Genomic DNA, 16,282 nt, shown 5'->3' with positions numbered 1-16,282 from the left:
CTAAAGAGCAAGTTGGTCCGAAAACCGAGCCGATTATGGACGAAGTTTTGGACTACGACACTGTCTTTGAGCGCATGGACAAATTCATGGATTGGTTGGCAACCCAATACGTTACCGCGCTGAACATTATTCACTACATGCACGACAAATACAGCTACGAAGCTGCATTGATGGCATTGCATGACCGTGATGTGAAACGTACGATGGCATGCGGTATCGCCGGTTTGTCTGTGGCTGCCGACTCATTGTCCGCCATTAAGTACGCCAAAGTGAAACCGATTCGTGACGAAAATGGCATTGCCGTTGACTTCGAAATCGAAGGCGAATACCCACAATTTGGTAACAACGACGACCGCGTTGACGATATTGCTTGCGATTTGGTTGAACGCTTCATGAAAAAAGTGGCAACCCACAAAACTTACCGCAACGCCACTCCGACTCAGTCCGTACTGACCATTACTTCCAACGTTGTTTACGGTAAGAAAACCGGTAATACTCCAGACGGCCGCCGTGCAGGCGCTCCGTTTGGTCCGGGTGCAAACCCAATGCACGGTCGTGACGTCAACGGTGCAGTCGCTTCATTGACTTCCGTAGCCAAACTGCCATTTGAGTTTGCCAAAGACGGTATTTCCTATACCTTCTCCATTATTCCTGGCGCGTTGGGTAAAGACGAGTATTCTCGCGAACGCAACCTTGCCGGTTTGATGGACGGTTATTTCCACCATGAAGACGGTATTTTGGAAGGCGGCCAACACTTGAACGTCAACGTATTGAATCGCGAGACTTTGGAAGATGCGATGCACAATCCAGAGAAATATCCGCAGTTGACCATTCGTGTGTCCGGTTATGCGGTTCGCTTCAACTCGCTGACCCGCGAACAACAGCTTGACGTGATTACCCGTACATTCACAGAAACCATGTAATCCGGGTGGAGAAACAAACCGGAAGCTAAATTTGCATTTGGTTTGTTTTGAAACAAAGCTCCGAGGCCGTCTGAAATGTTCAGACGGCCTTTATTATCGTACAATCCATATAAGCAAAAACATTTTTGAGCCGAACACTATGTCCACGACTTTTGCCATTACCCCCGAGCTGGCACTGAAAGACCTTGGCCACCGTCACTATAACGGTAAAGGCATTATTCATTCGATTGAATCTTGCGGTGCTGTCGATGGTCCGGGTTTGCGCTACGTGCTCTTTTTGCAAGGCTGCCTGATGCGTTGCCTGTATTGCCATAATCGTGACACATGGGATCTTCATACTGAGCAGGCGCAGGAATTGGATGTGGCAACTGTGATGAAGCAGGTCATGACCTATCGTCATTATTTGCGTGCGACAGGCGGAGGCGTAACGGCAACCGGCGGCGAGCCGTTATTGCAATATGAGTTTGTATGCGATTGGTTTACGGCCTGTCGGGAACACGATATCCATACCTGTCTAGACAGCAATGGCTATGCTTTGCACTATGATTCGATTTTGGATGATTTGCTCGATCATACCAATTTGGTCATGCTCGACTTAAAACAAATCGATCCTGAAATTCATAAAGTGCTTGTCGGTATTCCAAATACCAAAACGCTGAAATTCGCGCGCTATCTTGCTGAACGCAATCAGCCGACGCGTGTGCGTTATGTGGTTGTTCCCGGTTATACCGATGATGAGCGGTCAGCGCATTTATTGGGCGAGTTTATCGGTGATATGGATAATGTCGAAATGGTCGAGCTCTTGCCGTATCACGAATTGGGCGCACACAAATGGGCTTTGTGCGGCGACGAATACAAATTAAAAGGCGTACATCCGCCGCCCAAAGAAACCATTCTGAAAATCAAAGAAATATTAGAGAGCTACGGAAAAAACATTATTTATTAAAACAGAAAAAGGCCGTCTGAAACGAAATAATCAGTTTCAGACGGCCTTTTCATTATTGAAAAAAATTTAAGCGTTCAATGCGGCCAAAACCTTGGCGACAACTTCTGATACTGCAACGGCTTGAGCCTGATTGTTACGGCGCTCGGCATATTCGACATTGCCTTCTTTCAATGCGCGATCGCCGATCACGATGCGGTGAGGAATACCCAACAGCTCGGAGTCATTCAGCAATACGCCTGCACGTTCGTCGCGGTCATCCAACAAAACATCCGCACCAGCAGCCAAAAGCTCGGCGTAGATTTTGTCGGCGGCTTCGCGCACGGCGTCTGATTTTTTGTAGTTCATCGGCACGATAACGACTTCAAACGGCGCCATTGCTTTGGTCCAAACAATGCCTTTTTCGTCGTTGTTTTGTTCGATGGCGGCGGCCACAACGCGGGTAATACCGATACCGTAGCAGCCCATTTCCATGATTTGGGATTTGCCGTTATTGTCCAAGAAGCTGACATTCATGGCTTGGGTATATTTGTCGCGCAATTGGAAAACGTGGCCGACTTCAATACCGCGCGCCAGTTTCAGACGGCCTTGTTCGTCAGGGCTAATGTCGCCTTCGATGACATTGCGTAAATCGACAAATTCAGGCTCGGCAGCATCTCGGCCGAAGTTGAAGCCGGTATAGTGGTAGTCGTCTTCGTTTGCGCCGATAACCCAGTCTGCGCCTTTTTCGGTGGCGAAATCGGCATAGACTTTGCCTTTGAAGTTGACAGGGCCGAGAGAGCCGCCGTTGGCGCCGAACTGTTCAATAATCGCGGCAGGGCTTGCCATGGTCAGTGGCGATTTCACGCCGGCCAGTTTTTCCGCCTTGATGTCGTTAAACTCATGGTCGCCACGCAACAGCAGCAGGACGAGTTCGCCTTCGTTTTCGCCTTCAACCACGATGGATTTGAGGGTTTGTTCAACCGGAATATTGAGGAATTCAACCAAAGACTCAATGGTTTTGACATTTGGTGTATGTACTTTGGTCAACTCGGCCTGAGCAGCGGCGCGTTCGCCTTTGAGCGGCAAGGTGGGTGCCAATTCGATATTGGCGGCGTAATCGGAAGTATCGCTGTATGCGATAACGTCTTCGCCGCTTTCAGCCAATACTTGGAATTCGTGAGAGCCGGTACCACCGATGCTGCCGGTGTCTGCGGCTACGGGGCGGAATTCCAAGCCCAGACGGGTAAAGATACGGCAGTAAGCGTCGTACATATCCTGATAGGTCGTCTGAAGCGAGGCATAGTCGGCATGGAAGGAATAAGCGTCTTTCATGACGAACTCGCGCGCGCGCATCACACCGAAGCGCGGACGCACTTCATCGCGGAATTTGGTTTGGATGTGATAAAAGTTTTTCGGCAGTTGTTTGTAGCTGTTGACTTCTTTGCGCACGATGTCGGCAATCACTTCTTCACAAGTCGGACCCATACAGAAATCACGGTCATGACGGTCTTTCAGGCGCAGCAGTTCTTTACCGTAAAACTCCCAGCGGCCGGATTCCTGCCACAGCTCGGCAGGTTGTACCACCGGCATCAGCAGCTCCACGCTACCTGCGCGGGCCATTTCTTCACGCACGATATTTTCAACTTTGCGCAATACGCGCAGACCCATCGGCATCCAAGTATAAAGACCGGATGCGTTGGCTTTGATCAAGCCGGCACGAATCATCAGCTTGTGGCTGGCAAGTGCGGCTTCGGCAGGGGCTTCTTTAAGGGTAGAAATGAAGAACTGGGAGGCTTTCATGGCGTATTTTTCTTTCTTAAAAATAAGTGCGTATTGTAACGCAAAATGTATGGCCGCGTGTCTTTTGAATGGCATCTGATGAAATCGGCCGTTGTTTTACGCAGCTTTTGATTCGGGGTGATTTTTAGGGATGTCAACCCTAATTTATGCACAAAGCCGCATAACCTTGTTTTACCTATAAATTTTCACTGTATGATTATAGTAAAATCTTATAAATATAACCACTTGATTTTATTATATTTTATTTGATTAAATTTTAGTCAATTTAAGACTTGGTTTGTTCCTAAAGAAAATTTTACGATTACCCAAAGCTTATCAACAGATTTATCCACAGAGATTGTGTATAGATTTTAAATGCTGTCGGCGTAATGATTTCGCATGATTGGCAAGCCTTGTTTAAAGCAGATTGGGTTGCCTTAAAAAGATGGGGCAACAACACGATGAGCAGGTTTTGCGCTAACATTCTGCTCATTGTTGTTTCCTTACAAGGAATAAAATGAAAAATTCAGAATTGCATTTGCTGGAACGCAGAAAGATGTTTAACGGGTATCAGGAACGGTACCGCCATTTTTCTCAAACCTGCCGGACGGATATGGTATTTGATGTCTATCTGCCGCCACAAGTCTTAAAAGGCTATCCCGCGCCTGTTTTATATTTTCTTTCCGGCTTAAATAGTGATGGTTCTGAATTGGTTCAACAAAGCGGGATCCAACGTTTTGCGGCGCAATGGAATATTATCGTGGTTTTCCCGGATACCTCGCCACGCGGTCGGCATGTTGCCGACAGTGAGGAACATTATCTTGGACAGGGCGCCGGATTTTATGTCAATGCAACTGAAGCACCTTGGGCGCAGCATTACCAAATGGAAAGCTATATCAGCCAAGAATTGCCTGATTTGATCGAGCATCATTTTCCGGTAACGCAAGAGCGCAGCATTGCAGGTTTCAGCATGGGCGGGCATGGTGCGCTGCAGTTGGCTTTGAAGCATCCCGGCCGATATGCTGCGGTTTCAGCCTTTGCGCCTTTATGTCATCCTATCGATACGGAAGGCGGCAGGCAGGCGTTTTCGGCTTATTTGGGCCAAAACGTGGAAACGTGGAAACGCTATGACAGTACAGAGCTGCTTCAGACGGCCTCGCATAAATTGCCTGTTTTGATTGATGTCGGCAGTGAAGATGCTTTGTATCCTGAAGTCCTGCAACTGGAAGGGTTTGTCCGCTCAGCACGCGAAAAAGGTTTCAATATCCAATATAAAGTACGCCCGGGCTATGGGCATGACTATTTCTTTATTGCCAGCTTTATCGATTCGCATATTGAGTTTCATGCTCAGGCATTGGGGCTTTAAGCAGTATTGAATAAAAGGCCGTCTGAAATCCGATTAATGGTCGGATTTCAGACGGCCTTTTATTTGGTCTTTAACCTTTAATTTCAGACAGACTTATTCCTCAGGACGTTCGCCGTCGGTGTCGTCCAATTTGCCTTCGGTAATATCGACATTGATACCGACTGCCGCACGGATTTTGGCATCGATTTCGTTGGCGATATCAGGGTTTTCTTTCAGCCAAACGCGTACATTGTCTTTACCTTGGCCGATTTTTGCGCCGTTGTAGCTGTACCATGCGCCGGATTTTTCAACGATGTCATGTTTGACGCCCAAGTCGATCAATTCACCTTCCCAGCTAATGCCTTCGCCGTAAAGAATATCGAATTCGGCTTGACGGAACGGAGGGGCAACTTTGTTTTTGATGACTTTGACTTTGGTTTCGTTACCAATCACGTCATCGCCTTTTTTAATCTGACCGGTACGGCGGATGTCGAGGCGGACAGAGGCATAGAATTTGAGCGCGTTACCGCCGGTTGTGGTTTCAGGGCTGCCGAACATCACGCCGATTTTCATACGGATTTGGTTAATGAAAACAACCAATGTATTGGTGCGTTTGATGTGGCCGGTCAGTTTGCGCAGGGCTTGGCTCATCAGGCGGGCTTGCAGGCCGACGTGGCTGTCGCCCATTTCGCCTTCGATCTCGGCTTTAGGCACAAGTGCGGCTACGGAGTCGACAACGACCATATCGATACCGCCGGAGCGTACCAAGGTATCACAGATTTCCAATGCCTGTTCGCCGGTATCCGGTTGGGAGAGATAGAGTTCTTCAACTTTTACGCCGAGTTTGCGGGCGTAAATCGGGTCAAAAGCATGCTCGGCATCGATGAATGCGCAGATGCCGCCATTTTTTTGGCATTGGGCAATGGCTTCGAGACAGAGTGTAGTTTTACCGGAGGATTCCGGGCCGAAAATTTCAACCACGCGGCCGCGGGGCAGGCCGCCGACGCCGAGTGCTAAGTCCACGCCGAGGGAGCCGGTGGAAATAACATCAAGGTTTTCTTCCTGTTGGCTGCCGTCCATTTTCATGATGGAGCCTTTGCCGAAGTTTTTTTCGATTTGGGCAAGGGCTGCGGCTAAGGCTTTGCTTTTTTCGTCTGACATGTTTTCTCTCCGAAAGGAAATATGAATCGCTAAGAATTTATTTAGCTATTATCGCACAAATTAAGAAAAAGTATAGTTTTATTTTTATTTTTCAGACGGCCTGTGTTTTTTGTATGCAACAGGCCGTCTGAAATGTTGAATAATCAATCAGTTGGTCAATGATGCAAAAACTTGGAAATAGTCGGGGAAAGTTTTATGCGTACATTTCGGGTCGTTGATGATGACGGGGACGCCCAAAAGCGAAACCAGCGAGAAACACATGGCCATGCGGTGGTCGTCGTAAGTGTCGATAACGGCATCGGGGGTAAGCGTTTCGGGCGGCGTAATATGGATGGCTTCGGCTTCTTCGATGACGTCTGCGCCCAGTTTGCGCAGTTCGGTTGCCATGGCGGCGATACGGTCGGTTTCTTTGACGCGCCATGAGCCGATATTGCGCAGGGTGCAGGGTTGTTTGGTGGCCAGCGCAACAATGGCCAAGGTCATGGCCGCATCAGGAATATGGTTGGCATCTAAATCAAAAGCCTGAATCTTGCGCTCGGCAGGACGGGAAATTTCTACAAAATTTTCGCCCCAAATGACATCTGCGCCGATTTTTTCCAATTCACGCGCAAAGGCAACGTCGCCTTGAATACTGTGTGCGCCGATGCCGGTTACGCGGATGGGTGTACCGGCAATCAGGCCTGCGCCCAAGAAATAAGACGCGCTGGAGGCATCGCCTTCTACATATAAATGTTCGGGCGCATGATATTTGGCACCGGCCGGGATTTTAAATACACGGTAGTCTTCATTGATGATGTCCACACCGAACTGCGCCATCAGCTTGAGCGTGATGTCGATATAAGGTTTGGAAATCAACTCGCCTACCATGTGGATTTCAAATGCTTGTCCCGTCAAGGGCAAAGCCATCAGCAGGGCGGTCAGGAATTGGCTGGAAACATTGCCTTTAATCGGAATAACGCGCTCGCCGTTGTCTTGGCGTTTGCCGATCTGAAGAGGCGGATAGTTTTCATTGCCCAGATATTGTACGTCCGCTCCGGCAATACGCAACGCGTCGACCAAATCGCCGATAGGGCGTTCGTGCATACGCGGTACGCCATGCAGATGATAGTCGCCGCCCAAAACGGCAAGTGCGGCAGTCAAGGGGCGGAATGCCGTACCGGCATTGCCTAAAAACAAATCGGAGGATTGGTTGGGAAAGCGGCCGCCGGCACCATGAACTTTCAGACGGCCTTCAGGTAAAGATTCAATTTGCACGCCGAGTTTGTCGAGTGCTTCAAGCATTCGGTCGGTATCGTCGGATTTGAGCAAAGAATGGATTTCGCAAACGTTGTCGGAGAGTGCTGCCAAGAGCAGCGTGCGGTTGCTGATGCTTTTGGAACCGGGCAGGGCAACGGTGGAGGGCTTGAGTGTGGAAGCGGGCAGGCGGATGGATTCGGTCATTGGTTAGGATTTCAAATTGTAGACAAAACGATATTATACGCAGGCAAAGGCCGTCTGAAAAATGGAAGTGGCGTTGCAGGCAAGAAAAGCCGGACTCTTTTTGAAAGTCCGGCTTTGGGATGCTCGATATTTTAATGGTTAACCTAAAATATGCATTAACTGGTCAATGTTGAACGTACCTTCGTCAAAGCGGAATTCGCTGACTGAGGGGATTTTTTGACCTTGGACGTCGGTATGGATGTCGGCATATTGGTGGTCGATGGTGATGAGGTCGTTGTGATTGTTTTCGCCACGAATGGTGATGTTCCAAGTCGTGCCGTCTTTTTCGTTGACCGTTTCGAGCGACAGATCCGAGAGGGAAATGCCAGCGCCGAATTGGATGGCGTTTGTGCTGTGATGGTCGAAAATGGTGTCATGGCCTTCGCCGCGATTGAATACGTAGGTATCGTTACCGGCTTCGCCGTGCAATATATCGTCCCCTAAGCCACCAAACAGTGTGTCGTTGCCTGCGCCGCCGTGAAGGATGTCGTTGCCTGCTTCGCCCAACATAGTATCGTTACCGGAGCCGCCATACAGCGTGTCGTTGTCTAATCCGCCGTTCAGATGGTCATTGCCACCGCCTCCGTAGAGAATATCGCTGCCGGCATCGCCGTTGATGACATCGTCGCCGGTGCCGCCGGACAATTTGTCATTGCCGCTGCCGCCGTGAATCTCATCATTACCCCGGTTGCCGTAGATGATGTCTTCGCTTTCAGTACCTTTGATATGGTCGTCGGCGTGGGTGCCGTTGAATGTGGTTTTGCCGTCGGCAAAGGTTTGGCTGACGCTTGCCTGCCCTAAATTGCTGACATAAAGCATATCCCAGACATCCAGGCTCGGGACGGTGACTTCCAGTGCCACCGGTTTGCCGTTTTCATAGATGACGGAAGATTCCAATGTGTGCATGGATATATCGTCTGAGTCGGGGGAAGCCAGTTGTACGATGGCTTGCTCGGCCTGTTCTGCGCTGATTTCCATATCAAACGGGATTCTGACTTTAGGGTTGTCGAGTTTCAGCGTGTGGTGGTTGGAGCTGTTCCAATTGGTGTCTTTGTCGAGGCCTGCGAGATTGATTAATTGGACAACTCGGCCGCCGTCTGCGGTGGCCTTGGTCCATGTATAAACTTTGCCTCCTTCGCCTGAAGTGGAAGTCATGTCATAGCCGTCGGATGCTACGATGGAGGCATGACTGTCTTTGAGTTCAACCAAGCCTTCGCCGCGAAGCAGCTCCTCATAGGCGGTAATGAATTGTTGATAGTTGAATTCTGATTTGGCCAGGGTTTCGTTGGTTTTGAGCGTCTGAGCGGGATAGTATGGATCTTGCAAAATACCAAAACCATGTGCGTTTTTATCCGGGAGGTTGTTTAATGCGGCAACAGTCATGTGGTAGCCGCCACTCGCTGCGATAACGGCATCGACCAGCAATTCGTTGTCCGGATTGAGTTCGGAAGAATTATCTTCCGGGTGGGTACCTTTTCGAGTATAGGCGGCAATAATCGGGGAAACGTGATTGTAATCGTACAGACGGCCTACCAAGCGTTTAAGCTCGGCATAGTTGTGGTTTTCATAATGGGTATTTCCGGCTGTATCTTTAAAATCGCGCGGCCAGATTTCTGAGTAAGGAACATCCATGCCGGTGGTGGATAAGACATCGGCCCTGCCTGTGCTGATGTCGTTGATCATATAAGTTTGACCGTAATCGTGTAACTTTTCCGCAGCCGCGGCTGACAAATCGTCATAACCGTCAGACATTCTGAAGTTTTCAGTCTTTTGGCCATTTTGTATTTTGTAAACGAGGTTATCACCCATGGTATCGGCCTGCCAGCCGTCAAAGCCGCCTGTTTTCAGGGCTTTGATCATGGTGTTGACGATATAGTTTTGCCAGCTTTTGTCGGCAGGATCGACGAATTGTTGTACGGATGTTTTGGTCTCTGCACCGGCTTTGCCGAAGTTGGAATGCTCTTGGGCATTGTAGAGTTTGACATTATTTAAAATTTCTTTGATGGCCGGATTATCGAGTTCGTCATTGGAGGCGGCGTTAAGCATATTGTAGAGCATGGCACTGCCGCCTTTTTCGTGAATTTTGTTCACGAGGTTTTTAATCAGCAGGGTATCGATTTGGGGAGGGTTGGGTTGGCCGTTGTCGACAGCCCAAGTCGCCCATTCTTGCTTGAAGCTGTTGACATTTGGAAATGGATTGGAGGTTGTGTCGTACACATCATAGAAGAAATAATTGTTGATGTGCATTTGTGCCAGCTGATCGATATTGTTTTGATAGCCTTCGAGCTGGTCATTGGTCATGGCGTTGTTTCGTTCTGCCGAATTATCGTTAGATCCTGCCACTACGCCATAGCGGGGAAAAATAGTCCAGTCGTCTTCGACAGACAATCCCAGTGTTTTGCTGGTGTGGTTGCCGGTGTTGTCAACGGTTTCTACTTTGACGACGTAGCCTGAATTGGGTGAAAAAATATCGGAAGAGAGTTTGACGGAGGTTGAGTTCAGATGATCCAATTTTTGGATTTCCGTACCCAAATGGCTGACGGTGACAGAGGTGATTTTGTCTGTCGCATTGGAGATGTTCAGAATAACATCATCGCCGTTGGTATAGGCTACCTTGTTAAAGAGAATAGTCGGTAAAGGGGCTGTTTTTGCTTCAGTTGTCATGCTGTATATTCGCTTCTAAATATTATATTTTGAAATTACCTTAATAAATCAATATCACTTAAGTTGTTGATATGAATAATTGTTAAGACTTTTTAGTAGGCAGAGCGGAAAATAAGTTCCCCGTTTGATAGCAAATATCTAAAATAATTCGGTTTGTGATTGAAATTTAAAAATGCTGTCTGAATGTTTTGTTATTCAAAAGACGGTTTTTTGCAGGTATATAACCAAACACCATAAGAAAATCAGAAACCATTCTTTCCTATTTTTTCAGACGGCCTTTAATATCGGCGGACAATCATTGATAAAGTAAGAGCACGACTATGAGCCATTATCCGTTGTTTGCCGATTTGAAAAACCGCCCTGTTTTACTGGCAGGTGCGGGTAAGGTTGCCGAGCGTAAGGCGGAAAGCCTGTTGTCTGCCGGAGCGCGCGTGCGTGTTGTTGCGGAAACTTTGAATCCGCAGTTTCAGCAATGGGCGGCTGAAGGGAAAATAGTTTGGCTGGGTGGCTTGTTTGAAGAAGCCATGCTGGACGAGGTGTATTTCGTTATTGCGGCGACGGATAATGGCATGTTTAACCGCCGTGTTTTTGAAGCGGCGGAACGACGGGTGAAATTGTGCAATACGGTGGATACGGCGGACTTGTGTTCGTTTATCGTGCCTGCCGTGGTGGATAGGGGGCCATTGAAGATAGCCATATCCAGCGGCGGTACTGCGCCTGTATTGGCGCGTAAATGGCGGCAGATTATTGAAACATTGATTCCGCTGCATACGGGCACGATGGCGCGTATTGCCGGTAAATGGCGCGAAAAGGTTAAACAGACTATTCATCATGTCGAACGACGCCGTTATTTTTGGGAAAAGTTGTTCGACAGCCGTTTCAGTATTTTTGCGGCTCAAAACAATATCGAGGCGGCAGAACGTGAATTGATCACGCAGTTAAACCGGGAAACGCCGTTTGGCGGCGAAGTGGTTTTGGTGGGCGCAGGGCCGGGAGATCCGGGCTTGCTGACCATACATGCTTTGCAGGCGATACAGGCTGCGGATACCGTGTTTTACGATGCTTTGGTGTCGGATGAGATTTTGGCGATGGTGCGTAAAGATGCGGTGAAAATCAGCGTGGGTAAACGTGCTGGTGCGCACCATGTTCAGCAGGAAGAAACCAACCGTCTATTGGTTGAACACGCTCAAAAAGGCGAGCGTGTGGTAAGGTTGAAAGGCGGCGATCCTTTTGTGTTCGGTCGCGGCGGGGAGGAAGTGCAAACCCTGCATCAGGCCGGGATTGCCTACCGCATTGTGCCGGGTATTACTGCCGCGCTTGGAGCTACTGCTTATGCCGGTATTCCGTTAACCCATCGCGATTGTGCCCAAGGTGCTTTATTTGTAACCGGCCACAGCAAACACGAGGGCAGTCAGCCCGATTGGCAGACTTTGGCTTTAAGCCGCCAAACGTTGGTAATCTATATGGGCACGCTTAAAGCGGCTGAGATTGCGGAAAAGCTGATGGCTTATGGCAGGCAGCCTTCTACACCTGTTGCCGTGATTTCCAATGGGACTTTACCGCATCAAACCGTGCGGACAGGCCGTCTGAAAGATTTGGGCTTGTTGGCTGCCGAAGCAGAACGTCCGGCTTTAATGGTAATTGGCGAAGTGGTTGCCCTGCGCGATGAGATGAAATGGTTTGGAGAATTTGTCGAATGCTATGAAGAAGCTGCATAAAGAGGATTGATCAAACAAGGCCGTCTGAATATTGGTTTTCAGACGGCCTTGCCTTATTTAAAAGCTTGGCAATATTGCTGATAACGTTCTGCCAGTCCATATAGGATGATTGCTGTCAGCCCCCAGATGTCGTAGTGTCGGAAAGGCAGGGCGGGGAGGGCGAGGGTTTGATTGTTGTGATGAAGATGACGGTATGAGTAGTTTTGCAGGTTTAAGGTGAAGTCCAAAGGCAGATAAAAAATTTCTGCTACTTCATCGGGATTTGCTTTGGGGTTGACGGGCTGGGTGCAAATTGCCGGAACAGGCGTAACACGGTAGCCGGAAGGTGTGTCATAAAAGGGTAGCGGCGCAAAAGTCTGCCATGCGGCAATCGGAATGGCGGTTTCTTCGTAAGCTTCTCTTAACGCCGTTGCCGTTAGGCTGTCGTCTTGGGCATCTTTGCGGCCGCCGGCAAAGGCGATTTGTCCGGTGTGTTGCCTTAAGGTCTCGGCCCTTTTGGTCAGTAAAATTTGCCACGCTCCTTCATGCAAGGCGATGCCGACCAAAACGGCTGCTTCTTTGACCGTTTTAGTGGTAACTAATTGATTGCGCTCTGCTTGCATACGGCTGCTGAAGCGTGAAGCTTGAGTTAGGAAATGGATAAGGTGGTCGGTATTCATTTTTGGCGCTGATCGTTTTATGCAGATGAGGATTACACAAGGTTTACGGTTACCGTGTCAACAAAATAGGGTGCGTGTGTTACAGTTATGCCTGAATGATAAATAAAGCTTTGCGTCTGTTCTGCAAGTGCTTAGGCCGTCTGAAAATGTCGGCAGGTTCTCAAAAAGGATAGTTATGTTGTTTTCCCCATCCCGTATTCGAGTGGCAGCTGCGGCTGTCATGATGTTGTTTGTTACACAAACTTTTGCCGCGCCCGGCGATTCAAATGCAGTTTTTGAATCGGCTAAGATTATTAAAAAGAAAAGCCGTACCGACCGTTTTTCTCCCGAAGAGCGCGAGCAGGAGCGGATACGTCTGTTGGGTATACAAAACCGTACATCTCAGGTTTTCACTTTGTTAAATTCAGAACTGGCCCTGCAAAAGGGTGATGCAGCTTCTGCGTTGTTTACTTATATTTTAACGTTGCATCGCACCAAATCTCCCGAAGTGGCCGAACGCGCTTTGGAGATGGCGGTTTCGTTAAACGCATTTGAACAGGCTGAAGCCATTTACCAAAAATGGCGCGAAATCGAGCCGGAGCCTGGTGAAACACAAAAGCGTATGACTTGGTTGCGCAATTTGCTGCTGGGTAAAGCCGATAAGAATTTGAGCGGATTGGACAAGGTAATTGCCGGCGGTAGTGAAGATGAGCAAAAGCGCGTGTTCCTGCTTTTAGCACAAACCGCAGCACAACAGCCGAATCTGACCAGCGATGCGGTTAAACAGGTGCATAAAACGGCCTTGAATTATAAAGACTTTCCAGAAGCGGCGATTGCGGATGCAATTTTTAGTGCAAAAGACGGTCAAAAGAAACACGCCATTGCGGCATTGCAGCGATTGGCCAAGTTGGACAACGAAATTTTGCCGCCGACTTTTGTGACGTTGCGGCTGATGGCGCAACGGCATCCTGATATTTTGGACGGCTTCTTCAAAGAGACAGACACCAAAACCTTATCTCCGATTTGGCAGGAATTGGACATCGCCAATTTGATCGCCCATGGTCAAAATGATAAGGCCTTTAAGCGTTTGCAGACTTTATTGGAAGAAAATCCCAACCCTGATTTGTATATTCAGGCTGCCTTATTGTCAGCGAGCAAGACAGAAAATATTTCTGCGGTAAACAGCTATCTGGAAAAGGCTTATAAAGCTGGCACGGAAGAGCAGCGCAGCCGTGCAGCGTTGATTGGTGCGGTTTCATATAATGATGTAGAAGAATTGGCCAAAGCCAAACAATGGCTGGATAAGGTAACGGCTACGGCTTATACGTTTGATAAAACCATTTTGGCTGCTTCTATCGAAGCCAAACAGGGCAACCATAAAGAGGCTTGGGCTTTGGTACAACGCGCACAAAAAATGCCCGAGCAAAGAGGACGTTATTTTGAAGTTAAGGATTTGTTGAGTACGGCTTTGTTCGTATTGTCTAAAAATACCAATCTTCAAGAATCGTTGAACGCTTTGAACAGCTTGGTAAATTCCACCGAAAAATCCTTGAAAACCCAAGCTTCTCCGGAGCTGCTTGCCAATGTGCTGTATCAGCGTTCGATGGTGTATGAGAAGCTGAATCAGCCAGGCAAGGCGATTGCCGATTTGCGCCGAGTTGTTGAGTTGTATCCGGACAATCCGCATGGTTGGAATGCTTTGGGCTATACCTTGCTGTCCAACGGCAAGGATTTGGACGAGGCTTTCAAAATGGTTCAGATGGCCTATCAAATGGATCCGGAAAGCGCAGCCATTAATGATAGTGTAGGCTGGGCATATTATCTTAAAAGCGATGCCCAAATGGCTTTGCCGTATATCCAATATGCCTATGGAAAAGAACCTGAAGCCGAAGTCGCCGCACATTTGGGCGAAGTCCTATGGACGCTTGGAGACCAAGACAAGGCCAAAGAAATCTGGAATGACGGCTTGAAACGTGGAAGCAATCTCCGAGTATTAAAAGAGACAATGTCCAAATTCGGTATAACGCCCAGCAAACCGCATACTCAAAAACACAAATAAAACCCAAAGGCCGTCTGAAAGCGTTTGATTTCAGACGGTCTATGAAGGAATATCCATGAATTTAAAACGATTATCATCGGTTGCAGCCTTATTGCTTTTAGCTGCCTGTGCGCAGCCAAACTTACCTCAGCAAAACAGTTGGCAAGCAGCAGAGCAGGTGCAGGATTTTAGCGCAGACGGTCGTTTGGCTGTCAAAGTGGAAGGAAAAGGCTCTTATGCCAATTTCGATTGGACTTATCAGAACGCGGTTCAAACCATTGATGTGAATACCCCATTGGGCAATACCGTAGGCCAGCTGTGTCAAGACAGTGAAGGTGTATTGGCGGTAGACAGTAAGGGTAAGGTTTATCAGGCGGAAACTGCTGAGGAATTGAGCAGACAGCTTTTGGGCTTTGCTTTGCCGGTACAATATTTGCATATTTGGGCAGATGGTAAACGCGTTGCCAATGCGCCATACAAAATCCTGCCTGATGGACGTCTGGAGCAGTTTGACTGGACGATATCGCGCACTTTAAATAGTTCAGGACAGCCCAAAACGCTTCAACTTGAAAATGCCAAGTTTAATATCCGCTTGGTGTTTGACACGGTAAACCACTCTTTGGATAAGAATGGACAAACCCGATGCGCAGCACGCAAATAGAGGATGCCATGTCTGTTTCAGAGGAAATCCAAGCCTTTCCTGCGCCGGCTAAATTAAATTTGGATTTGAGGATTACCGGCCGCAGGAGCGATGGTTATCATAATTTGGAAAGTATTTTCTGTTTGATCGGCTTATATGATACCGTTCATCTGAAAATCCGTACTGATGGGCAGATTATTCTGCATACGCCGGTCGAAGGGCTTGAACCTGAGCAAGACTTAACTTATCGGGCGGCTAAATTATTACTGCCATATGCAAGCGTAGCGCACGGTGTCGAAATCTGGTTGGATAAAGTGATTCCAACCGGAGGCGGATTGGGCGGCGGAAGCTCTGATGCAGCCACGGTTTTAATGGTTTTAAACCAATGGTGGCAATGCGGTTTGAGTAGGCAGCAACTGATTGATTTAGGCGTAAGTCTTGGTGCAGATGTTCCTTTTTTTATTTTTGGCAGAAGTGCTTTTGCCAAAGGTGTGGGTGAGAAGCTGGCTGAAATAGATGTCCCTAAACAATGGTATGTTATCGTTAAGCCCCCCGTCCATGTGGCAACAGTTAAAATTTTTGCACATGAAGGCTTGACACGGGATTCCAAACCCAGCATAATGCCGACTTTCCAATCGTTACAGCCGTTTCAAAATGATATGCAGGCGGTTGTATTTCAGGAATATCCTGAAGTTTGGAAGGCTTATGTTGAGTTATCCCAATATGGTCATGCATTAATGACCGGTTCTGGGGCTTGTTTGTTTATAGCAAGTGAATCTCATCAAGAAGCAAATACAATTTACCAACAGGTTTCTCAATCATATGAAGCTTATTGTGTGGAAGGGTTAGATATTCATCCGCTGTTTCATATGATTTAGTAAGTTGGGGAGTCGTCAAGCGGTTAAGACACTGGATTTTGATTCCAGCATGCGAAGGTTCGAATCCTTCCTCCCCAGCCAAACCCTTTGTTGG

Annotated in this window: 13 protein-coding genes and 1 tRNA gene; 8 read left to right on the top strand and 6 right to left on the bottom strand. The window is 48.1% G+C overall.

The window, feature by feature from the left end:
- A partial coding sequence (locus tag ACTHUE_RS03490) for a pyruvate formate lyase family protein (RefSeq protein ID WP_440402785.1) occupies positions 1-923 on the top strand: 923 nt, incomplete at its 5' end.
- Positions 924-1,062: 139 nt separating this feature from the next.
- Positions 1,063-1,869, top strand: coding sequence for a pyruvate formate lyase 1-activating protein (pflA, locus tag ACTHUE_RS03485; RefSeq protein WP_440361120.1), 807 nt, complete (start codon positions 1,063-1,065; stop codon positions 1,867-1,869).
- 66 nt (positions 1,870-1,935) lie between these two features.
- Here pflA and ACTHUE_RS03480 read toward each other — a convergent pair whose 3' ends face one another.
- Both ACTHUE_RS03480 and ACTHUE_RS03475 read right to left on the bottom strand, forming a co-directional pair.
- Positions 1,936-3,648 (bottom strand): proline--tRNA ligase, encoded by a 1,713-nt coding sequence (locus tag ACTHUE_RS03480; protein ID WP_039862211.1) that lies wholly within the window; start codon positions 3,646-3,648, stop codon positions 1,936-1,938.
- A 301-nt stretch (positions 3,649-3,949) separates the two neighbouring features.
- Entirely contained in the window at positions 3,950-4,120 is a 171-nt protein-coding gene (locus tag ACTHUE_RS03475; protein ID WP_004519914.1) for a hypothetical protein, read from the bottom strand.
- A gap of 24 nt (positions 4,121-4,144) precedes the next feature.
- On the opposite strand from ACTHUE_RS03475, the gene fghA reads away from it, so the two are divergent.
- Positions 4,145-4,993 (top strand): S-formylglutathione hydrolase, encoded by an 849-nt coding sequence (gene fghA, locus ACTHUE_RS03470; RefSeq protein WP_049336773.1) that lies wholly within the window; start codon positions 4,145-4,147, stop codon positions 4,991-4,993.
- Between the two features lie 93 nt (positions 4,994-5,086).
- Here the strand turns inward: fghA and recA are convergent, their stop codons facing one another.
- The 3 genes from recA to ACTHUE_RS03455 form a co-directional block, all read right to left on the bottom strand.
- Entirely contained in the window at positions 5,087-6,133 is a 1,047-nt protein-coding gene (recA, locus tag ACTHUE_RS03465) for a recombinase RecA (RefSeq protein WP_003680794.1), read from the bottom strand.
- Positions 6,134-6,280: 147 nt separating this feature from the next.
- Complete coding sequence (gene aroA / locus ACTHUE_RS03460) at positions 6,281-7,573, bottom strand: 3-phosphoshikimate 1-carboxyvinyltransferase (protein WP_039862183.1); 1,293 nt, start codon at positions 7,571-7,573, stop codon at positions 6,281-6,283.
- A gap of 138 nt (positions 7,574-7,711) precedes the next feature.
- Positions 7,712-10,276, bottom strand: a complete 2,565-nt coding sequence (locus tag ACTHUE_RS03455; protein ID WP_004519910.1) for a glycoside hydrolase family 66 protein — start codon at positions 10,274-10,276, stop codon at positions 7,712-7,714.
- A gap of 320 nt (positions 10,277-10,596) precedes the next feature.
- On the opposite strand from ACTHUE_RS03455, the gene cysG reads away from it, so the two are divergent.
- Positions 10,597-11,994: a siroheme synthase CysG gene (gene cysG / locus ACTHUE_RS03450; protein WP_004519908.1), complete on the top strand. Its 1,398-nt coding sequence runs from the start codon at positions 10,597-10,599 to the stop codon at positions 11,992-11,994.
- A gap of 53 nt (positions 11,995-12,047) precedes the next feature.
- On the opposite strand, the gene ACTHUE_RS03445 is transcribed toward cysG, so the two are convergent.
- Positions 12,048-12,653, bottom strand: a complete 606-nt coding sequence (locus ACTHUE_RS03445; RefSeq protein WP_049336772.1) for a CoA pyrophosphatase — start codon at positions 12,651-12,653, stop codon at positions 12,048-12,050.
- Positions 12,654-12,828: 175 nt separating this feature from the next.
- Here ACTHUE_RS03445 and ACTHUE_RS03440 point away from each other — a divergent pair, with 175 nt between their 5' ends.
- From ACTHUE_RS03440 to ACTHUE_RS03425, 4 genes are all read left to right on the top strand, one after another.
- Entirely contained in the window at positions 12,829-14,691 is a 1,863-nt protein-coding gene (locus tag ACTHUE_RS03440; RefSeq protein WP_004519906.1) for a tetratricopeptide repeat protein, read from the top strand.
- A gap of 55 nt (positions 14,692-14,746) precedes the next feature.
- Complete coding sequence (gene lolB, locus ACTHUE_RS03435; RefSeq protein WP_004519905.1) at positions 14,747-15,331, top strand: lipoprotein insertase outer membrane protein LolB; 585 nt, start codon at positions 14,747-14,749, stop codon at positions 15,329-15,331.
- Between the two features lie 8 nt (positions 15,332-15,339).
- Positions 15,340-16,188: a 4-(cytidine 5'-diphospho)-2-C-methyl-D-erythritol kinase gene (ispE, locus tag ACTHUE_RS03430; RefSeq protein ID WP_039862210.1), complete on the top strand. Its 849-nt coding sequence runs from the start codon at positions 15,340-15,342 to the stop codon at positions 16,186-16,188.
- A 5-nt stretch (positions 16,189-16,193) separates the two neighbouring features.
- Positions 16,194-16,269 (top strand) — tRNA-Gln (locus ACTHUE_RS03425).
- Positions 16,270-16,282 lie beyond the last annotated feature (13 nt).

Source organism: Neisseria sp. P0021.S005, assembly GCF_051956955.1.
The sequence above is the reverse complement of the archived record's forward strand: the minus strand, read 5'-3'. Positions and strand labels throughout refer to the sequence as shown.

Coding starts and splice junctions, on each gene's coding strand:
- pflA (WP_440361120.1), top strand. CDS start 1,063: ATGTCCACGACTTTTGCCATTACCCCCGAGCTGGCACTGAAAGACCTT.
- ACTHUE_RS03480 (WP_039862211.1), bottom strand. CDS start 3,648: ATGAAAGCCTCCCAGTTCTTCATTTCTACCCTTAAAGAAGCCCCTGCC.
- ACTHUE_RS03475 (WP_004519914.1), bottom strand. CDS start 4,120: ATGAGCAGAATGTTAGCGCAAAACCTGCTCATCGTGTTGTTGCCCCAT.
- fghA (WP_049336773.1), top strand. CDS start 4,145: ATGAAAAATTCAGAATTGCATTTGCTGGAACGCAGAAAGATGTTTAAC.
- recA (WP_003680794.1), bottom strand. CDS start 6,133: ATGTCAGACGAAAAAAGCAAAGCCTTAGCCGCAGCCCTTGCCCAAATC.
- aroA (WP_039862183.1), bottom strand. CDS start 7,573: ATGACCGAATCCATCCGCCTGCCCGCTTCCACACTCAAGCCCTCCACC.
- ACTHUE_RS03455 (WP_004519910.1), bottom strand. CDS start 10,276: ATGACAACTGAAGCAAAAACAGCCCCTTTACCGACTATTCTCTTTAAC.
- cysG (WP_004519908.1), top strand. CDS start 10,597: ATGAGCCATTATCCGTTGTTTGCCGATTTGAAAAACCGCCCTGTTTTA.
- ACTHUE_RS03445 (WP_049336772.1), bottom strand. CDS start 12,653: ATGAATACCGACCACCTTATCCATTTCCTAACTCAAGCTTCACGCTTC.
- ACTHUE_RS03440 (WP_004519906.1), top strand. CDS start 12,829: ATGTTGTTTTCCCCATCCCGTATTCGAGTGGCAGCTGCGGCTGTCATG.
- lolB (WP_004519905.1), top strand. CDS start 14,747: ATGAATTTAAAACGATTATCATCGGTTGCAGCCTTATTGCTTTTAGCT.
- ispE (WP_039862210.1), top strand. CDS start 15,340: ATGTCTGTTTCAGAGGAAATCCAAGCCTTTCCTGCGCCGGCTAAATTA.